Raw genomic sequence first — 17,282 nt, forward strand, 5'->3', positions numbered from 1 at the left:
TGGTCTATAAGCCTGGCAATATTTTGTCCATTACTGCAATTCCCTCATCGATGTGTTTCCGTTCCATACAAAGTGCGGGCCTGAAACGAACGGTTTGGCTGCCGCAACCCAGAAACATGACATTTTGGGCAAGTCCATGTCTGATAAAGGCGTCGCGCATGTTTTGATTTGGAAAATCGAAAGCACAAAGTAAGCCTTTCCCCCGTATATTACTCATCTTATCATACTTGTGCGCGAGATTTGCGAGTTGATCCTGTAGGTATTTACCTACATTGGCCGCATGATCACAGAGTTCGTCTTCTGCTATGATCTGCAGGATCTGGGTGGCACGAACCATGTCTACCAGGTTACCTCCCCAGGTCGAGTTGATCCTGGAAGGTGCCCGAAATACATTGTTATCAACCTGATCTACTTTATGGCCTACAAGAATACCGCAGACCTGCATCTTTTTACCAAAGACGAGGATATCCGGACGCGCCAGCTCGCTATAATGCTGGTGGCACCAGAATTTACCGGTCAAAGCAACTCCGGTCTGAACTTCATCGTAAATCAGGAACGCTTCATGTTCATCGGCCAGCTTTTTAAGTTCGATCAAAAATATTTCCCTCAAGTGGTTGTCGCCGCCTTCAGATTGGATGGGTTCCACAATAATGGCACAGATGTCGTCCTTATGTGCTTTGAAAGCTTGCTTGATCTGTGAAATTGCTGTGTTTTCTGTATCAATCGCTACCTGTAAGTTTTCTCCTTCCAGAGGGAATTTTACGATAGGCACAGCTACCCTCGGCCAATCAAATTTGGCAAACCATTTGGTTTTATCCGGCAGGGTATTGGTTAAACTTAACGTGTACCCGGTTCGGCCATGAAAGGCTTTTTCAAAATGTAATACTTTAAGCCCCTTTTCTTCTTTATAGCCTTTTGCAAAGTTTTTCTGGACTTTCCAGTCCATTGCAACCTTTATTGCATTTTCAACAGCGAGTCCGCCACCCGCGATAAAAAATGCATGGGGCAAATAATCTGGCATACCATGTCTGGCAAATGTATCTACAAACGTTGCATACTGTTGGGTATATACGTCCGAATTGGAAGGGTTGGCCATGGCCGCCAGTAAAAGGTTGTGTTTAAAACCCTCATCATGGATCATTTTTGGATGGTTATATCCCAAAGGTACCGAGGCAAAACAGGTAAAGAAATCTAATAAATTACGGTTGTATTTAGAATCGTAAATATAAGTTCCCTGACTTTTCTCCAGGTCATAAGTCAGGTCAAGGCCGTCAGCCAGGATGTGTTTGCTTAATGTTGCTTTTACCTGATCAGGAGCTACAGTTAATTGGTACATAAATCAATTCTTTAGCTTTTCTGTTAAATACAGATATGCGGGGTGAAGGTGGTGTACAAATACATTTGTTTCATTGTCAGGGTAGCGCTTGTAATAGTCTTCATCGGTAAACAATACGATGGTATTGCCGGTTCTGACATAGTTGGAACTGTTGTAGTAAGCCGGTGCAATAAAACCAGGAATCTGTTGTCTGACCATTTTTGAAGTAAAGGTGCCCAGGTATTTCTGGTAATTCTTTTGTGCCCTCCGTGTTGGTTTGTCCATTCGGTTAAACATATAATTTAAAGCTAGTCTCCTGGTGAAGGGTTGCTTTTTGATCATGCTTTTTGCATTTACAAATGGGTTCGTAACATTAAAGTCATCTAAGGTTTGCACAGACATAGGCGTTTCAGGTACCCAATCTGCTGCATTTACTACATTATAAGCCCAGCCATTTTGCGTTTGTGCTTCATATTCATAAGCATAATATAAATTGCCTGGTTTTGGTGCAGCACTACAATAGGTTTTGAAACGGATATCACCAGCAATCTGTTGGTTTTTCTGCAGGTTTAGCAAATAGGAAGTGAGGAGGTAAGCGATCGCACCGCCCTGGCTGTGCCCCATAATGATAAACTCTTTAATTCCATTTTTATAACAAGAATCAATTTTGCCAAGGATGCTTTTAGACAAAAAAGCTGTACTGATGATCCAGCCTGCATGTATTGCTGCTTTAGGATTTGCAGCCAATTCGTATTTGAAGGTCGTTGAATCAGAAAGATGCAATTCACCTTTGGCCGGTACCATAGCCGCGTAAAAGTTTGCCAGCCAGCTTACGCTATTTTGTGTGGTACCCCTTAAGCTGATTACAGCTACTCCAGTTTTGGAAATGGCTGCACCTTTACTTATCCACAGATCCCAGCAATTGTCCAATCCCACCACTGGCGATCGGTAAGCAAAATCATAATCTGCAGGAGCCGGTATTTTTTTCGAATAACTGGTGTCTCCAAATCTTGCAGAAATTTTCATCAGCTCTATGTATTCCTGTTTGTCAAATCCGGGTTTCAGGTATTGGGCGAAGGTCGGGCTTGAAAAGGCAAGTAAAAGCAGGATCAGTAAGTAAGATTTATTTTTCATACGAAAGAGTTAGTCCTAGCAATTTACTAAAAATTAGCTGAATTTTTGTTGCATTCCAAGTAAGCCGAGTAAGCCTCCGGTATGTAAAGCAACAATTTTTTGGTCGGCATTAAAGTACTTCTTTTGTTGCAGATCCATAATGGCATAAAACATTTTTGCAGTATAAACAGGATCTGTAAGTAAGCCGGTAACTGCCGTAAAAGATTTGATGAATTCAATCAATTCAGGTTGCGTTTTTGCATATCCACCAAAATGGTAATCCGTATGCAATACCAATTGTGCTGTCGTACCGGCAAATTTCAAAATTTCATCTGCAATAAAATCACCGCCTTTAAGTACCGGGACCACATGCAAAATGGTTTTGAGTTTTTGTTGGTGGATTCCTTTAAGTAAGCCTGCTGCAGTGGTTCCTGTACCCGCTGCGCAAAATAAATGTTCGGTGTCTTTAGGTAGTTCTGCAATAATCTCTGCACATCCTTTAGCGCCGGCTGCCCCAGCTCCGCCTTCGTCCACAAAATGAGCCTCGTCGTTCCCATTAAAATGTGCCTCGAAAAGTTGGATTTTGTTTTTATAGTGCTGCCGGTCTGTGAAAATCAAGGTCATGCCAAATAATTTACAAAGCATGAGCATTTCATTTTCTACAGCTTCTCCACGTACAAAAGCTGTGCTTTTTAAACCATTGCGGGCAGCACAAGCTGCTGTAGCCACCAGATGGTTGGAATATGCCCCACCAAAGGTAACCAGATGATTTTTGTTTTTATGTTTGACCTCTGCTAAAATGTATTTTAGTTTTCGCCATTTATTGCCTGAGATATAAGGATCAATTAAATCATCTCTCTTAACCCAGAGATTGGCGATGGAAGGATGATTTAATTGTTGTAGGGGGCTAAATATAGCTGTGTGCATATTGTACAAAGATACCCCCTTAGCTAAAGATTCTTTGTTAGTTCTTGAAATAGATTTTTTTCAACAAGAATGGAAAGAAATTCAGGATAATTTTAACGTTTTGAGTAAAGTTTTTCATAAGGCATTAAGTTTAACATCGGTATGTCGGACATCCCCATCAAAAAGCAGACCAATTTCTTTTTTTCTGAATATGTAATTGTTAAAGATTAGTTTTGTAGCATGGAGAATACTTATAGTGGGCCGGAATTAGAGGAACAGGATTTATACGAGCATTTTAATATTGTTGTGGATAAAGGACAGTCCTTGCTCCGTGTTGACAAGTTTTTGATGCAGCGTATGGAAAATGCATCACGTAACCGCATACAAAATGCAATTGATGCAGGAAACGTATTGGTGAACAAGAAAACCGTAAAACCGAGCTATAAGGTGAAACCAGCCGATGAAATTTCCATCGTATTTCCGCATCCGCCAAGAGATACGGAAGTTTATCCGGAGGATATTCCTTTAGATATCGTTTATGAAGATGCAGATTTATTGGTGGTCAATAAACCTGCTGGTATGGTTGTACATCCTGGGTTTAACAATTACACGGGTACTTTGGTCAATGCCCTGGCCTTTCATTTTGAACAATTGCCGCAATTGCCAGGCAACGAAGGCCGGCCGGGATTGGTGCATCGGATTGACAAAGATACTTCGGGCTTGTTGCTGATCAGCAAGAACGAAATCACGATGACTAAACTGGCCAAGCAGTTTTTTGACCATAGCATTACCCGTAAATACGTAGCACTGGCCTGGGGTGATATCGAGAAAGATGGTACAGTTACCGGCTATATTGGCCGGAGCGCAAAAAATAGAATTGTGATGGATGTTTATGACGATGAAGAAAAAGGCAAGTGGTCTGTCACACATTATTCGGTTTTAGAGCGTTTAGGTTATGTAACCTTAATCAGCTGCCAGCTTGAAACTGGCCGTACACACCAAATCAGAGCGCATATGCAACATATTGGTCACCCCTTATTCAATGATGCCAACTATGGCGGAGATAAAATATTAAAAGGGACAACCTTCAATAAATACAAACAATTTGTACAAAATTGCTTCGGATTACTGCCGCGACAAGCACTTCACGCACAAACTTTAGGATTTATTCATCCAACTACTAAAAAATACATGGAATTTGAAGCACCTTTGCCTTCCGATTTCGATTCGGCATTAAATAAATGGAGAAACTACATCGTACAGCCCGAATAAATGCAGCAAGAATATATTTTACATAATGATGAGTTTGTAGGCATCAATCATCCAATCCTGACGGCAGGTAACCGTGGGTTTAAATATGGCGACGGACTCTTTGAGACGATGCGCATGAGCAATGGTAAACTTAAGTTTGCGGAGCTTCATGCGGACCGCCTGAGGGCAGGAATGAAAGCTTTGAAAATGGACGGCAGCGCGCTGCTGGACGAATATTTTTTAAAACAAAAAACTGCCGAACTTTGCAAGAAAAATAAATTGAAAGAAAATGTCCGTTTCAGGTTGTCTGTTTATCGGGCGGGAGACGGATTGTATACGCCAATGAGTAACAAATCCGGTTACGTACTCGAGTCTTCCGCACTGGAAGATGGTGGATATGAATTGAATAAAAAAGGACTCATCGTTGACGTGTTTGATGAAATTACCAAACCGGTAAATAGTCTCTCCAATTACAAAACAAGCAATTCTCTATTGTATGTGATGGCCGGATTGCATAAAAAGCAACTCCGCTTAGATGATGCATTCATTCTAAACCAGCATGGTTTTTTATGTGAAAGCATCAGCTCCAATGTATTTGTAGTCTATAACAAAAAGATATATACCCCGGCATTGTCTGAAGGTTGTGTAGCCGGAGTCATGCGCAATGTAGTGATGAGCATGGCTAAAGCACACGATATTGAGCTGATCGAAGCACAGATCAGTCCTGAGATTTTAAAAGAAGCCGAAGAAGTGTTCATTACCAATGCCATTACAGGTATCCGTTGGGTAATGGGCTATGGTCGAAAGCGTTATTTTAATGAAATCACCAAACTGTTGAGCGCTAAACTCAACGATTTATAGTTACAAGCGCATTCCCCTTAAAAATTCATCTACCTGCATGCGTTTCTTACCTTCGTACTGCAGGTCGGTGAATTTGATGTAGCCATCCTGTGCAGCAAATTTCAAATAGGTTTTTCCGTCAGACTTCAATGTCCCTGCCGCTGCACCAGTTTCCCCTTCTTCCAGTTCGGCTTTAAAAACCTTTAAAGTTTTATCGTTCAATTTGGTAAAAGCAGTAGGATAGGGGCTCAGGCCACGGATCAGATTGTAAATGGACCGTGCCGGTTGGTCCCAGTCAATCAGGCAATGCTCTTTAAATATTTTAGGGGCATGTTTCAGTGTGGCACTTTGTGGCTGCGGTTGCTCAGTATAATTACCTTCTGCAATTGCGGTCACTGTTTTAACCAGTAAGTCAGCTCCGGTACTCATCAGTTTATCGTGTAAATCGCCGGCAGTATCGTCATCTGCAATCGTCACTTTTTCAGAGAAAATCACATCACCGGTATCAATTTCATGTTTTAGGAAAAAGGTCGTTACGCCGCTTTCTTTTTCTCCATTGATGATGGCATGATTGATCGGGGCTGCACCGCGGTATTGAGGTAATAATGAGGCATGAAGGTTAATCGTACCTTTGGCTGGCATGTTCCAGACCATTTCCGGTAACATCCTGAAAGCCACTACAACTTGCAAATCAGCCTGTAAAGCTTTCAATTCGTCAATAAACTCAGAATCTTTTAGTTTCAGGGGTTGTAATACCTTTAAACCATGCGCTATTGCATACTGCTTAACGGCACTTTCATGAATTTTTTGACCACGACCGGCAGGCTTATCGGCTGCGGTAACTACGCCAACAACATCAAAACCGGCTTGCACCAGGGCGTTTAAAGAAGCAACTGCAAAATCGGGCGTACCCATAAAAACTATTTTCATCCTTTTATGTTTGTGTTTAACGATGAAGAAGGGAACGCTGAAAATTCCTGCTCATCTGTAATTGTATCGCAAAATAACTAAAAATTTAACGCATATTTTATTCAATCTATATGGTTCAGACCCTGGAGGAAATTAAAGAAAGTGGATTGGTGTACGTAACGGATAGTCAGCCAGGCATATACCGGAAGGGCAAGCCTGGGCACTTTTATTACACCGATGCGCAAGGTAAACGAATTACCGATGAAAAGCATCTGGATCGGATTGCCGCCCTGGTGCTTCCGCCGGCATGGACCTCGGTATGGATTGCCCCCAAAAAAAATGCGTATTTGCAGGCTACCGGCCTGGATGTAGCAGGCAGGAAACAGTACCGTTACCATACAGAATGGACGTCGAGAAGATCTGAAAGCAAGTATTTCAGGTTATTGGATTTCGGTAAAGCGCTACCCAAAGCCAGGAAACGTATCGCAAAGGACCTGAACAGAAAAGAATTTGATGAGCAGAAAGTATTGGCCATTTGCTTACAAGTGATGCAGAAAACATTGATCAGGGTAGGTAATGATGCGTATGAACAATTGTATGGCAGTTACGGCTTAAGTACTTTAAAGAATAAACATGTGAAGATTGATGGGAATACTTTGAGGTTGAGCTTTGTGGGCAAGAAGGGCGTAAAGCAGGACGTAAAATTAAGCGACCGCAGTCTGGCCCGACTGGTGAAACAGTGCATGGAAATCCCGGGACAAGATCTGTTTCAATATTATACATCCGGAAAGGAACATCGCGCCATAGATTCCGGTAGAATTAACAACTACATTAAGGAAATTACCGGCAGCGATTTCACGGCTAAAGATTTTCGTACCTGGGGCGGTACCTTAGAAGCTTTGAGACAATTGGCCGCTTGCTACGTCAGTCAGGAACCACTGCCCAAAAAGAAAGCCATTGTCCAGGTATTGGATTGTGTAGCGGCTAAACTGGGTAATACCCGGGCGGTGTGTAAGAGTTCTTATGTGTATCCACTTTTACTACAGGCTTTTGAACAGGACACGCTGGGCAAATATTTAAAAAAGGTCCAGCTGGCTAGTACAGATGCAGCTTCCGGCTTAGCCCAGGATGAAAAAGTACTGATCCGGTTTTTAAAGGAGGCAAGTAGTTAAGAGATGCGTTTTCTGTAATGAATAAAGGCTGAGTGATCAAATCACTCAGCCTTTATTCATTACTATGTTTTAGGTGCTTTTTTAACCGGATGAACCGGTTGTTCACTTTCTTCTCTTTTCTTTGCCGGATTCTCAAAGTGAGCTTCTTCTTCCCGATAGTCTTTATCTTCCGGCTGTTTCACCGCTTTGTCTCCCGCTGGTACTTTTCCTTTAGGTGTTTCCTCCCGGTAATTGCTGCTTGGCTTTTCATTTTTCTTTTTAGGCACGCTGTTCATCATCTAAAGTTTAACAATAGCCTAAAATGACTATTTAAGGATACAACAAATATTTTTTACGCATTGTTTTGTATTTGCTCAATCCAGGCTCCCAGCTGGCGCGGATTTCCTTTTCCGATTTCCCCGCAATGATCTGTTTCCTGAAATCAGCAACTCCGATCAATCTTTCAATAGTTCCCATTTCCTTGCTCAGTTTAGAATTGAAAAAATCAGCTTTATTTGGCGAGTTTTTGTACAATTCAATGATCCAGGCCAGGTTAATCTGTTTGGTCTTTCTAAAATTATTGGTGTCATAATTTCTAAGGTCCAGGCCATAGCAAACCTGGTTCATAAACAAGGGGCTTTCCGACATGCCTTTCAGGCTTACCGGAGTAAAAGAGAAGTTGTATTTTCCCTTCAAAGCCGGCGCACCAACTATCGTAAATGGAAATTGTGTTCCTCTGCCGTAGTTTAAGTAAGTCCCTTCAAATAAACAGGTTGTAGGATACAGCAAAATGGATTGTGGCGTATTCAGATTTGGTGATGGATGAACGGGAAGTTCATAAGGGGTATCGTGCGTATAATTGGCAACCTTAATGATTTTGATTTTGCAGGTTAACTTATTGTCCAGCCATTTTTCCCCATTCAGCATTTGCGCATATTCTCCTACCGTCAAACCATGTACGGCAGGGATCGGTTTTAAACCAATACCCGATTTAAACTGAGGATCCAAGATCGGACCATCAATATAAAAGCCATTAGGATTTGGTCTGTCCAAAATAAGCACCTCTTTACCATTAGCCGCACAAGCTTCCATCACATGTTGTAAAGTATTGATATAGGTATAAAAACGAACACCCACATCTTGTATATCAAATACCATCACGTCTACATCCGAAAGTTCAGCATCCGTAGGTTTGGAGTGTTTTCCATATAATGAAATTGCTTTGATGCCTGTTTTGGAATCAATTTCATCATCTACGTGTGTTCCATTACTGGCATTTCCCCTAAAACCATGCTCCGGGCCAAATATTTTTACAATGTTTACACCCAATTTCAATAAACTATCTACGGTAGTCTGTTTGCCAATGATTGATGTTGGGTTGACAACCATACCCACGCGTTTACCTTTTAAATAAGGAACATACTTGTCTGTTTGTTCTGCACCGGTCAGCAATTTGCCTGCTTTTACCTGCTCTTTTTCTTCAAATTTTACCGAATCAGAGGGATGGATAATTGTGTTGGAAGCATTGCTGGATGCCGGGCTACAGGCTTGTATTGCCAATGTAATTGCAGCTACGTAAATGGTTTTGTTGATGGATCGTCTCATTTTTTTACCTTTAATAAAATGAAGGTAGTAAAAATTGATTATTCCTGCGATTCTAAATGATCAATGAGCTTTGTGACAGCATGAATACTTTCATTTTTGCATTGGAGATAATTTTTCATCAAAAAAAGAGATTTGAAACCATCAATGAGGACCGATTCTGTAGCAGTTCTTAAATTCTTAGCTTTAAGTTCAGAGTCGAACTTTAGCTCTTCGAGTTCGTTTTTAGCGTTCATTTTGAGTGCGTAAGGATTGATTTAACACAAAAATACCAATTACTTATTTTTAAACAACTTTTTAATTGGTTTTTAATGTCAATATGGTATAGCAGATTTAATTATTTGGATTAATTCTTTGATTTTTGTAAATCTTAAACCAATAAGTTAGAATTATAATGCGCATTTTTGTCAAATCATCAATTCAGGTAATAGATTGAATACAGAATATTTTATAGCAGGGCGTATAGCCATTAAATCTGAAAGAACATTTTCCAAGTTGATCGTGCGGATCGCTATTGCAGGTGTGATGCTTAGCCTGGCGGTGATGATGCTTTCTGTAGCTATTATCAAGGGCTTTAAAACGGAAGTCCGTGAAAAAGTAAGGGGCTTTATTGGCGACGTCCGGGTTTTTAAATATGACTTAAACAATTCATTTGAACTTTCTCCATTTGTACCCGGGCCAAGAACGCTTAAAAGTCTGAAAGACAATCCAGCGATAGAATATTTTCAGTACTATGCCACCAAGCCTGCCATCATATCTGCAAATGATGAAGTAGAAGGTATTAATTTTAAAGGAATCGACAAAACATACAATTGGAATTATGTACGTAAGCATTTGGTGAGCGGTACGGTAATTAATTTTGCCGACAGCACCAAAGCGAGCAAGGAAATCATGATTTCCCAGTTTACCGCCAATCGGTTAAAGTTGAAGGTAGGAGATGATTTTATCATGTATTTTGTACAGAATCCACCACGTAAAAGGCCATTTAAAATTGTAGGGATTTACAATATTGGAGTAGAGGAGATTGATAAAGGCTTCGTGATCGGCGATATCAGTATCATCAGGCGGTTAAACAATTGGAGTGCCGATGAAATCGGAGGAATTGAGGTCCGGTTAAAAGACTTTGCCAAGCTTCAGGAAAGCTCACAACACATTTATGAAAATCTGGAGATCAATCTGAAATCTGAATCTGTAGCTGAATATTATCCGGCCATTTTTACCTGGCTTTCCCTGCTTGATGTGAATACTAAGGTTTTACTGATTTTGATGATGGTGGTGGGCGTGATCAATATGATTACTGCTTTATTGATCATGATATTAGAACGAACCAATATGATCGGTTTACTCAAAGCCTTTGGAATGACAGATTTCAGCATCATGAAAATCTTTTTGTACAATGCCCTGTATCTTGTCGGACTTGGATTGCTTTTAGGAAATGTCCTGGGGCTCGGCCTGGCTTTCCTGCAACAATATACCCATATATTTAAGCTGGACCAGGAATCTTATTACCTGTCTTATGTGCCTGTAGAGGTGCATACATTCGATGTGCTGGTGCTTAACATGCTGACATTATTGATTTGTTTGATGGTGCTCATCCTGCCTTCTATGCTGGTGAGCAGGATCTCCCCATTAAAAGCAATCCGGTTCAAGTAAATTTCCTAAACCGGATTGTGCACACTTACAAAGGAGCTCTTAGCTTAATCTGATCGGACTGCCCGACCATTGCGTGCCGCTGGCAAGTTTCTCGCCCTTCATCACCAGTGATAAAGGCTCCAAATTTACGTCATCGCCAATTTCAGTATCATATAAAATGATCGATCTTGCACCAATGCTACATCTTGCACCTATTTTCACTTCACCAACCTTCATCACGCGATCTTCAAACAGGTGGGTTTGTGGCCCGCAATCCTCATTTAATGCAGTGTCATCGCCAATAGTTACCATGTCCTGCTCAGTGATGTCAGTTGTGTTTAACCAAACACGTTTGCCACATTTTACACCAAAAAGCCTCAGCATGATCGGCAAGAAAGGTGTGCCTTTCATAAATTCCAGTAAAAAGGGAACGGCCAGGGCTTCATAAGTCGTCGTATTGGCCTCACTTCGCCAAACTTTGTAGGTCCACATCGGGTTTTGTTCTTTCCTGAACTTACCTACAGATACCCACTTCAGGATCAGGGTAACCAGCATAGCGGGCATGCCCATATAAAACAAATAATAGAACGGCAGTTTAGGTAATTGTTGCAAAATTTGCCCCATGCTGCGTTCCTTAACCAGGTCATGGCAATACGCGATAAACAGCACGCTGCAGCAAATGATTACCGTTTCCGGTAAAATGATGCGCAGGCCTTCAATGATAAACCGGGCTGCCTTTCTTCCTGCAGATGGATTGGTGGTCAGCTCAGCAGGATAATCCCCGCTACTCTGGCGCTTCGGTAAGGAAATCGCAGGCGACCCAAACCAGTCCTTTGCTGGATTCTCTTGTAATTGCTCCTCGGTTGGGGGGGTAGACAATACGCCGATCAGCATATCATCAGCCAGTTTGTAACCTTGCGGGATCAATGCACTGTTGCCCACAAAGCTGCGGCTGCCAATATATGTTTTCTCCAGAATCAGCCGTTGCGCACGGATGTCTTCCTCACCCAGGGTTACCGCATCGGCAATAAAAGACTCGTCGCCAATTTCCAACATGGTATGGCTCACATTACTTGCGGTAGATATTTCTGTGTTTTTTCCAATTTTAGCACCCAACATTCTGAAAAATGCAGATACGTATACCGAGGCAAAAAGTGGGTGCAACACAATTAATGAGGTCGAAATCAACTGATCAGAAAGCCACTTCCGAACATACACTCCACCATAGATTGGATAATTACCAGGTTTGATGTTATACAGCAGCAATCTGGAAAGCACAATGGTTTCAATGGTATATAAAGAAATGTACAGGATGGTCAGTAGCGGAACGTGTATGAAATAGCTGAAATCATAATCCGGCGTTTGGTTATCCATGTAGTTTAACACCTGTATCACCGGGATCAGCGGCGCCAGGATCACAATTGGAAAAATAATGAGCAGCAAGGTGTATAACAAGCCGTAGGACTTTCTTTTGAAAGCAGAGGCATGTTTTGGCTGAGGTAAATCTGCTGGGTTTTTAAGTGCTACTTTTTCGGCCGGACTACCTTTCCATACTTCAGCCATCTCTATGGTCTGTCCTTGTTGTAAATGGCTTAAATCTTGTAGTTCAGCCCAGGCTTTAATGGTCGTGCTACCAGAAATTACTGCGCCACTGCCAATATAAGCATGATCTTCAATCTTAATTTTTCTCAGCTTAAGCCAGCCGTTTTCTACCCAGGCATTGTTCAGCACCACACCAGAACTGATGCTTACATCACTTCCAATTTCAATCAGGTCTTCTACACCTACGGTGATGGAACTTACCTGTGCATCTGGTGCCATTTTCATGCCCATCAGCCTCAGGTAAAATGGATACAGCGGGGTTCCATTCATAAATTGGAGTGGCACCAGCGACTGTATGGTTTTCACCAGCCAGTAGCGGAAATAATAACTACCCCATAAAGGGTAATCACCTTCTTTAATTTTGCCCAATAAAAGCCATTTGCTCAAAATACTGAACAGTGAGAAGGCAGGCGCAATGAAGCAAAACAGTGTTAAAGCCGTAATGATGGCGTAAAACGTATCACCTTTATCGGTTTCGCTTTTGGCCAGTTCATAATAATAGCCCAGGTAAGGCACAAAAATCTGCGCTGCAAACAAACCATAAATTACCAGTAAAGAAAAACCTTGTGCAATGCCACAAAGCCAATACCTTAGCGAAGAAACCGGATGGAAAGGTTGTTTCTCCTTGTTTTGCCGCTGTTCTGATTTTTCCCAGGCGGCAATCAGGTTTTTAATGGGCCTATTGGTATAAATATCTTTAAGCGAGGCTTGTTTCACGCCCGCTTCTTTTCTCAACCAGGATGAAAAAGAGGCAGCCAAAAGCGAATGACCACCCAGATCCATGAAAAAATCTGCTTCTTCATTGATTTCCCGCCCGGGAAATAAATGGGCAAGACCAGCCATCACGCGTACCGACAAAGGGTCGTCCGGATTAATGACAATCTGCTCTTCAGGTTTCATTTCCAGCAATACCTGCGGTATCGGAAGTTCTTTCCTGTTGATCTTGCCACTGGGAAGCCGTGGCATTTTATCCATCACCACAATCACCAGGGGTACCATATAGGGTGGCAAAAGTTTGGCCAGTTCCAATCTTGCGGTATGATCTTCAAAGCCAGTTCCCGTTTTTAAAGTGACATAACCTACCAATTGATCTTGTTGGTTCGCATCTTTTTTTAAGGCTACTGCCGCCGCAGAGACCTGGGGCAATTCATTTAACTTGACTTCAATCTCACCCAATTCGATGCGATATCCCCGTAGTTTAACCTGATCGTCTAATCTACCACGGAAATCTACACTGCCGTCTTCATGCATGATCACCGCATCGCCGGTTAAATAAATGCGATCGCCCGGTATTTCTGCTAAACTTTCCGGTTTATCCAGAAATTTCTCAGCCGTAAGGTCCGGACGGTTCACATAACCATTGCATACCCCGGGGCCAGAAATGATCAGCTGCCCCTGTATGCCCATGGGCACAATATTAAACAGTTCGTCTACCACGGCCAGGTTGTAATTGGGCAGGGGATTGCCAATGGTAATCAGGTCACCCGGTCTAAGGGCAATCATGGTCGAGGTTACAGTCGTTTCTGTAGGTCCGTAGCTGTTGTAAAAAGCGTTATAACCCGGTTTGCTCCAACGGTTCAAAACCTGTGTGGTACAGGCCTCGCCACCGGCATTAACCAGGCGCACTGTAGGTATATCATCATCTATAACGGCCAGCAAGCTGGGTACTGCGTGTAAAATGGTTATTTTTTCCCTTCTTAAGATGTCACTCAGTTCATCTATGGATTTGGCCGTTGTTGCATCTGCAATCCATAAGGATGCGCCCACAGACAAGCTGATCCAGGTTTCCTCGCACCACATGTCAAAGGATACAGAAAAGCCCTGGTATACCTTGTCTTCAGCAGCAATATTGATCACGTGCTGTTCAGCTCGGATGAGGTGGCAGATTTGCCTGTGACTGATTGGAATGCCTTTGGGTTTTCCAGTACTTCCCGAGGTATATAAAACATAAGCCCGGTCATCTGGCAAGGCCGCGATGGTAAACGCGCCGGTCAGTTGATTTTCGCCGAAAGCCGGAATTTTAAAAACCGGGCAATGAATCTCTTCCAGGGCATCACTGAAGCAGGCATCGGCACCAACTTCCTGCATCACAATATGTACTCGTTCTGCAGGCATCTCCCTGTCCAGCGGCACATAAGCTGCGCCCGATTTTACGATGCCCAATATGGCTACTGGTAGCTCAAGACTACGTGGCCACCATAAGCCAACAGAATGACCGCGGCCTATTCCTTTGGCTTGTAAATAAGCTGCAATTTCATCACTCCACTGATCCAACTGGGCATAAGTCAGGCGCTTCTCGTTAAAGATCATTGCCGTTTGATCAGCATAAGCTTTAACGGAATTGCGAAAAATGTCCCCTATGGTCTCATCGCGTACAAATTCAGGATGTACGCTGCCCAACACAACACTCTTTAAGCTCATTTATAGGTCAATATTTAGATGATTCAAGTAACCAAAAAAAACTGATAAAACCGCGAACAGAAATTATTTAGCGTTTTTAACATATTTATCCAGCCAGGCATTCATTTCCCACAACATGTGCAGCAAATTCTCCTTGCCACTATAGCTGTGCGATTCATATGGTAAAAACACAAAACGGGTAGTCCCACCAAAACCTTTAATGGCATTAAACAAGCGCTCACTATTGATCGGGAAGGTACCTGGGTTATTGTCCGAATCGCCATGAATCAACAGTAATGGTGTTTTGATTTTGTCGGCATAACTAAAGGGGCTCATTTCATAATACAGTTGTGGTGCTTCCCAATACGTGCGCTCTTCATTTTGAAAACCAAAAGGAGTGAGGGTTCTGTTATAGGCTCCGCTGCGGGCAATACCTGCTTTAAACAGATTGGTATGTGCCAATAGGTTTGCCGTCATAAAAGCACCATAGCTATGGCCGCCAACGGCTACGCGGTTTCGATCGCCCACTTTCATCTCGGCAAGCTTATTAATCGCAGCCTCTGCATTGAGTTTCAGCTGGGCTACAAAAGTATCATTTGGTTTTTTACCATCTACGGCAACAATCGGCATTTCGGCATTGTCCAAAACAGCATAACCCTGCGTTACCCAATAAATCGGGGACGCCCAGCTGATGGTGATGAACCGGTCTTTAGAGCCCCTGATCTGTGCGGCATCTGCAGCCGAGTTAAATTCACGGGGGTAAGCCCAGATCAGTACCGGCAAGGGGCCATCTTTCGCTTTATCGTAACCTTTAGGTAAATAGAGGTTGCCGGTCAGGTCAATGCCATCTGCACGTTTGTAAGTGATTTTTTCTTTGCTGATGCCGTCCAGTTGTGGATAGGGATTGCTGAAATTGGTGATTTGCTGATCTGCAATTCGGAGCACCAGGTTCTTGATGAAGTAATTTGGGACTTCTTTTTGAGATTCTTTTCTGGTCAGCAATACCAGTTTGTTCGCGTCCAGGACGTCAACTACAGTTTCATACGTTCCTTCAGCACAACGCCAAATGATCTCATTCTTTTTAGTTTGTAGATTAAATCTGGCCAAAAAAGGCAAATCGCCTTTGTCCGAAGCCCCGGTTGTATTGTTCATCAACAACTGGCTTCCCTGGTTTAACACCTGGATTATTTGTCTGCCATATTTATTCTTCGTGGTTACAGGCTCACCCGGATCATTGTAGGCATCCGTTTGGTTACGTTCGTATAAAGTCTCTAAAGTGCCCGTAGCCGGATTGTAGCGGCTCACTTTCATGGTTTGTTTACTCCGTAATCCCTCTTCAACGAGGGCCAGTGTCGAGTCACCCCAGGATACCCCACGGAAACGCGTTTGTGTTTTGAAAAGTTCTTTGGCCTGGCCATTAAAAGGGGCTTTCAAGGCATAAACTGCATCATGAAAATCAACTTGTTTTTTGATCAGTCCGCTATCTAATGGTTTTGCCCAGGTCAGGGTTGCCGCTTCATCATCACGCCAGTCAAAACCGCGTGCTACATTTCTGATGTTGTCGTAGCCCGATGGAGTACCTTCGCTTGATGGCAGGTTTTCAATCAGTTTGATCAGTTTACCATTCAAATCTGTAATGCTGATGGTTGAGGGAAAGCCAGTTGCTGCGACCAGGTAAGAAAAAGGCTTCCGGATAGTCCTCATCAGGAGGTAATTTTTATCTGGCGAAGTTCTTACACTGGAATAAATTGCCGGTTTTGCAATTGGTGTTTCCACACCATTTTTATTTTTTACCAATTGAGCGGTGGCATAAAACTCAAACAACTGCTCGTCGTATGGCGATTTAATCAAATCCTGGTAGGTTACACTTGGCGCAGCCTTTCCTAAATTCTGTTGTACGGTTGGGCCTTTAGGCATTAGTGGTTTTGCTGGTGCCTGACTAGCTGGTTTAACGGCCACACGATACAGCAGTGTTTCTGAATCTATCCAGGAAATTCCCGGGCCCAAGACCACGTTCAATGCTTGTCTGTTGATCTTGACTGCTTTTTTTGCTATAATATCTATCACATACAGATCTACACCTTTTTGAGTAGTTTGGGTAAAAGCGATTTTCTTTTGCCCCGGGTTCCAGCTTACATTTCCGGCATAAAGCGGACTAGGTAAACCTGTTATGTTGAAGCTTGCGCCTGTTTTAATGTCTTTCAGACTAAAGCTGTTGATATATGTTTGTCTGCTTGGCGAATAATTATTGGGGTTAATACGCAGCCCTGCAATTCTGTATTCAGGCATGGCCAGTTCCTCTACAGAAGGATAAGAATTTCTGCCACTGAGTAGCATCCATTCCCCTTTGCCATCTACGCTAACCGAAGGTGTCGGTTTGGCAAGCAAGAGCTCCGCCATTTCTTTAGGTGGAATTTGGTAGTCTACTGCATCTTGTGCCTGTGTAGTCACAGCAGCTGTTAAAAGTAATAAGTGGAATAAAAGTTTCTTCATGAATAAAGGGTATTTATAACTTATAAACTTACAGATTGTTTTGTTCTAAACAAAAAGACCAGTCGGGC

The 17,282-nt window shown here is 42.5% G+C and carries 12 protein-coding genes; 4 read left to right on the forward strand and 8 right to left on the reverse strand.

Annotated features, from left to right (window positions below; all coding sequences use genetic code 11):
• Positions 1 to 4: 4 nt before the first annotated feature.
• From lat to IM797_RS18290, 3 genes are read right to left on the reverse strand one after another with little or no spacing between them, the layout of a single operon-like run.
• Positions 5 to 1,336: an L-lysine 6-transaminase gene (gene lat / locus IM797_RS18280; protein ID WP_194128617.1), complete on the reverse strand. Its 1,332-nt coding sequence runs from the start codon at positions 1,334 to 1,336 to the stop codon at positions 5 to 7.
• Between the two features lie 3 nt (positions 1,337 to 1,339).
• Positions 1,340 to 2,449, reverse strand: coding sequence for a lipase family protein (locus IM797_RS18285; protein WP_194128618.1), 1,110 nt, complete (start codon positions 2,447 to 2,449; stop codon positions 1,340 to 1,342).
• A gap of 33 nt (positions 2,450 to 2,482) precedes the next feature.
• Complete coding sequence (locus IM797_RS18290) at positions 2,483 to 3,355, reverse strand: 1-aminocyclopropane-1-carboxylate deaminase/D-cysteine desulfhydrase (protein WP_194128619.1); 873 nt, start codon at positions 3,353 to 3,355, stop codon at positions 2,483 to 2,485.
• 219 nt (positions 3,356 to 3,574) lie between these two features.
• Here IM797_RS18290 and IM797_RS18295 point away from each other — a divergent pair, with 219 nt between their 5' ends.
• Together IM797_RS18295 and IM797_RS18300 are read left to right on the forward strand one after the other, a co-directional pair.
• Positions 3,575 to 4,606: an RluA family pseudouridine synthase gene (locus tag IM797_RS18295; RefSeq protein WP_194128620.1), complete on the forward strand. Its 1,032-nt coding sequence runs from the start codon at positions 3,575 to 3,577 to the stop codon at positions 4,604 to 4,606.
• Positions 4,607 to 5,446 carry an aminotransferase class IV gene (locus IM797_RS18300; RefSeq protein WP_194128621.1) on the forward strand — a complete coding sequence of 280 codons (840 nt, stop codon included), beginning with the start codon at positions 4,607 to 4,609 and terminating at the stop codon, positions 5,444 to 5,446. It begins immediately after the preceding gene.
• Here IM797_RS18300 and fmt read toward each other — a convergent pair whose 3' ends face one another.
• Positions 5,447 to 6,355, reverse strand: coding sequence for a methionyl-tRNA formyltransferase (gene fmt, locus IM797_RS18305; protein WP_194128622.1), 909 nt, complete (start codon positions 6,353 to 6,355; stop codon positions 5,447 to 5,449).
• Between the two features lie 110 nt (positions 6,356 to 6,465).
• Here fmt and IM797_RS18310 point away from each other — a divergent pair, with 110 nt between their 5' ends.
• Complete coding sequence (locus IM797_RS18310) at positions 6,466 to 7,506, forward strand: DNA topoisomerase IB (RefSeq protein ID WP_194128623.1); 1,041 nt, start codon at positions 6,466 to 6,468, stop codon at positions 7,504 to 7,506.
• A 62-nt stretch (positions 7,507 to 7,568) separates the two neighbouring features.
• Here IM797_RS18310 and IM797_RS18315 read toward each other — a convergent pair whose 3' ends face one another.
• Together IM797_RS18315 and IM797_RS18320 are read right to left on the reverse strand one after the other, a co-directional pair.
• Complete coding sequence (locus IM797_RS18315) at positions 7,569 to 7,784, reverse strand: hypothetical protein (RefSeq protein WP_228098943.1); 216 nt, start codon at positions 7,782 to 7,784, stop codon at positions 7,569 to 7,571.
• Positions 7,785 to 7,815: 31 nt separating this feature from the next.
• On the reverse strand, positions 7,816 to 9,090 hold the full coding sequence (locus IM797_RS18320; protein ID WP_194128624.1) for an exo-beta-N-acetylmuramidase NamZ domain-containing protein: 1,275 nt from the start codon (positions 9,088 to 9,090) through the stop codon (positions 7,816 to 7,818).
• 429 nt (positions 9,091 to 9,519) lie between these two features.
• Between IM797_RS18320 and IM797_RS18325 the strand changes: the two genes are divergently transcribed.
• Entirely contained in the window at positions 9,520 to 10,740 is a 1,221-nt protein-coding gene (locus IM797_RS18325) for an FtsX-like permease family protein (protein WP_194128625.1), read from the forward strand.
• A 39-nt stretch (positions 10,741 to 10,779) separates the two neighbouring features.
• Here the strand turns inward: IM797_RS18325 and IM797_RS18330 are convergent, their stop codons facing one another.
• Positions 10,780 to 14,742 (reverse strand): Pls/PosA family non-ribosomal peptide synthetase, encoded by a 3,963-nt coding sequence (locus IM797_RS18330; RefSeq protein ID WP_194128626.1) that lies wholly within the window; start codon positions 14,740 to 14,742, stop codon positions 10,780 to 10,782.
• Positions 14,743 to 14,805: 63 nt separating this feature from the next.
• The gene (locus IM797_RS18335; protein WP_194128627.1) at positions 14,806 to 17,214 is read right to left on the reverse strand and encodes a S9 family peptidase; all 2,409 of its coding nucleotides are present in this window, start codon (positions 17,212 to 17,214) and stop codon (positions 14,806 to 14,808) included.
• Positions 17,215 to 17,282: the final 68 nt, after the last annotated feature.

The organism is Pedobacter sp. MC2016-24, assembly GCF_015223055.1.
In the GTDB taxonomy this organism is placed as follows: Bacteria; Bacteroidota; Bacteroidia; order Sphingobacteriales; family Sphingobacteriaceae; genus Pedobacter.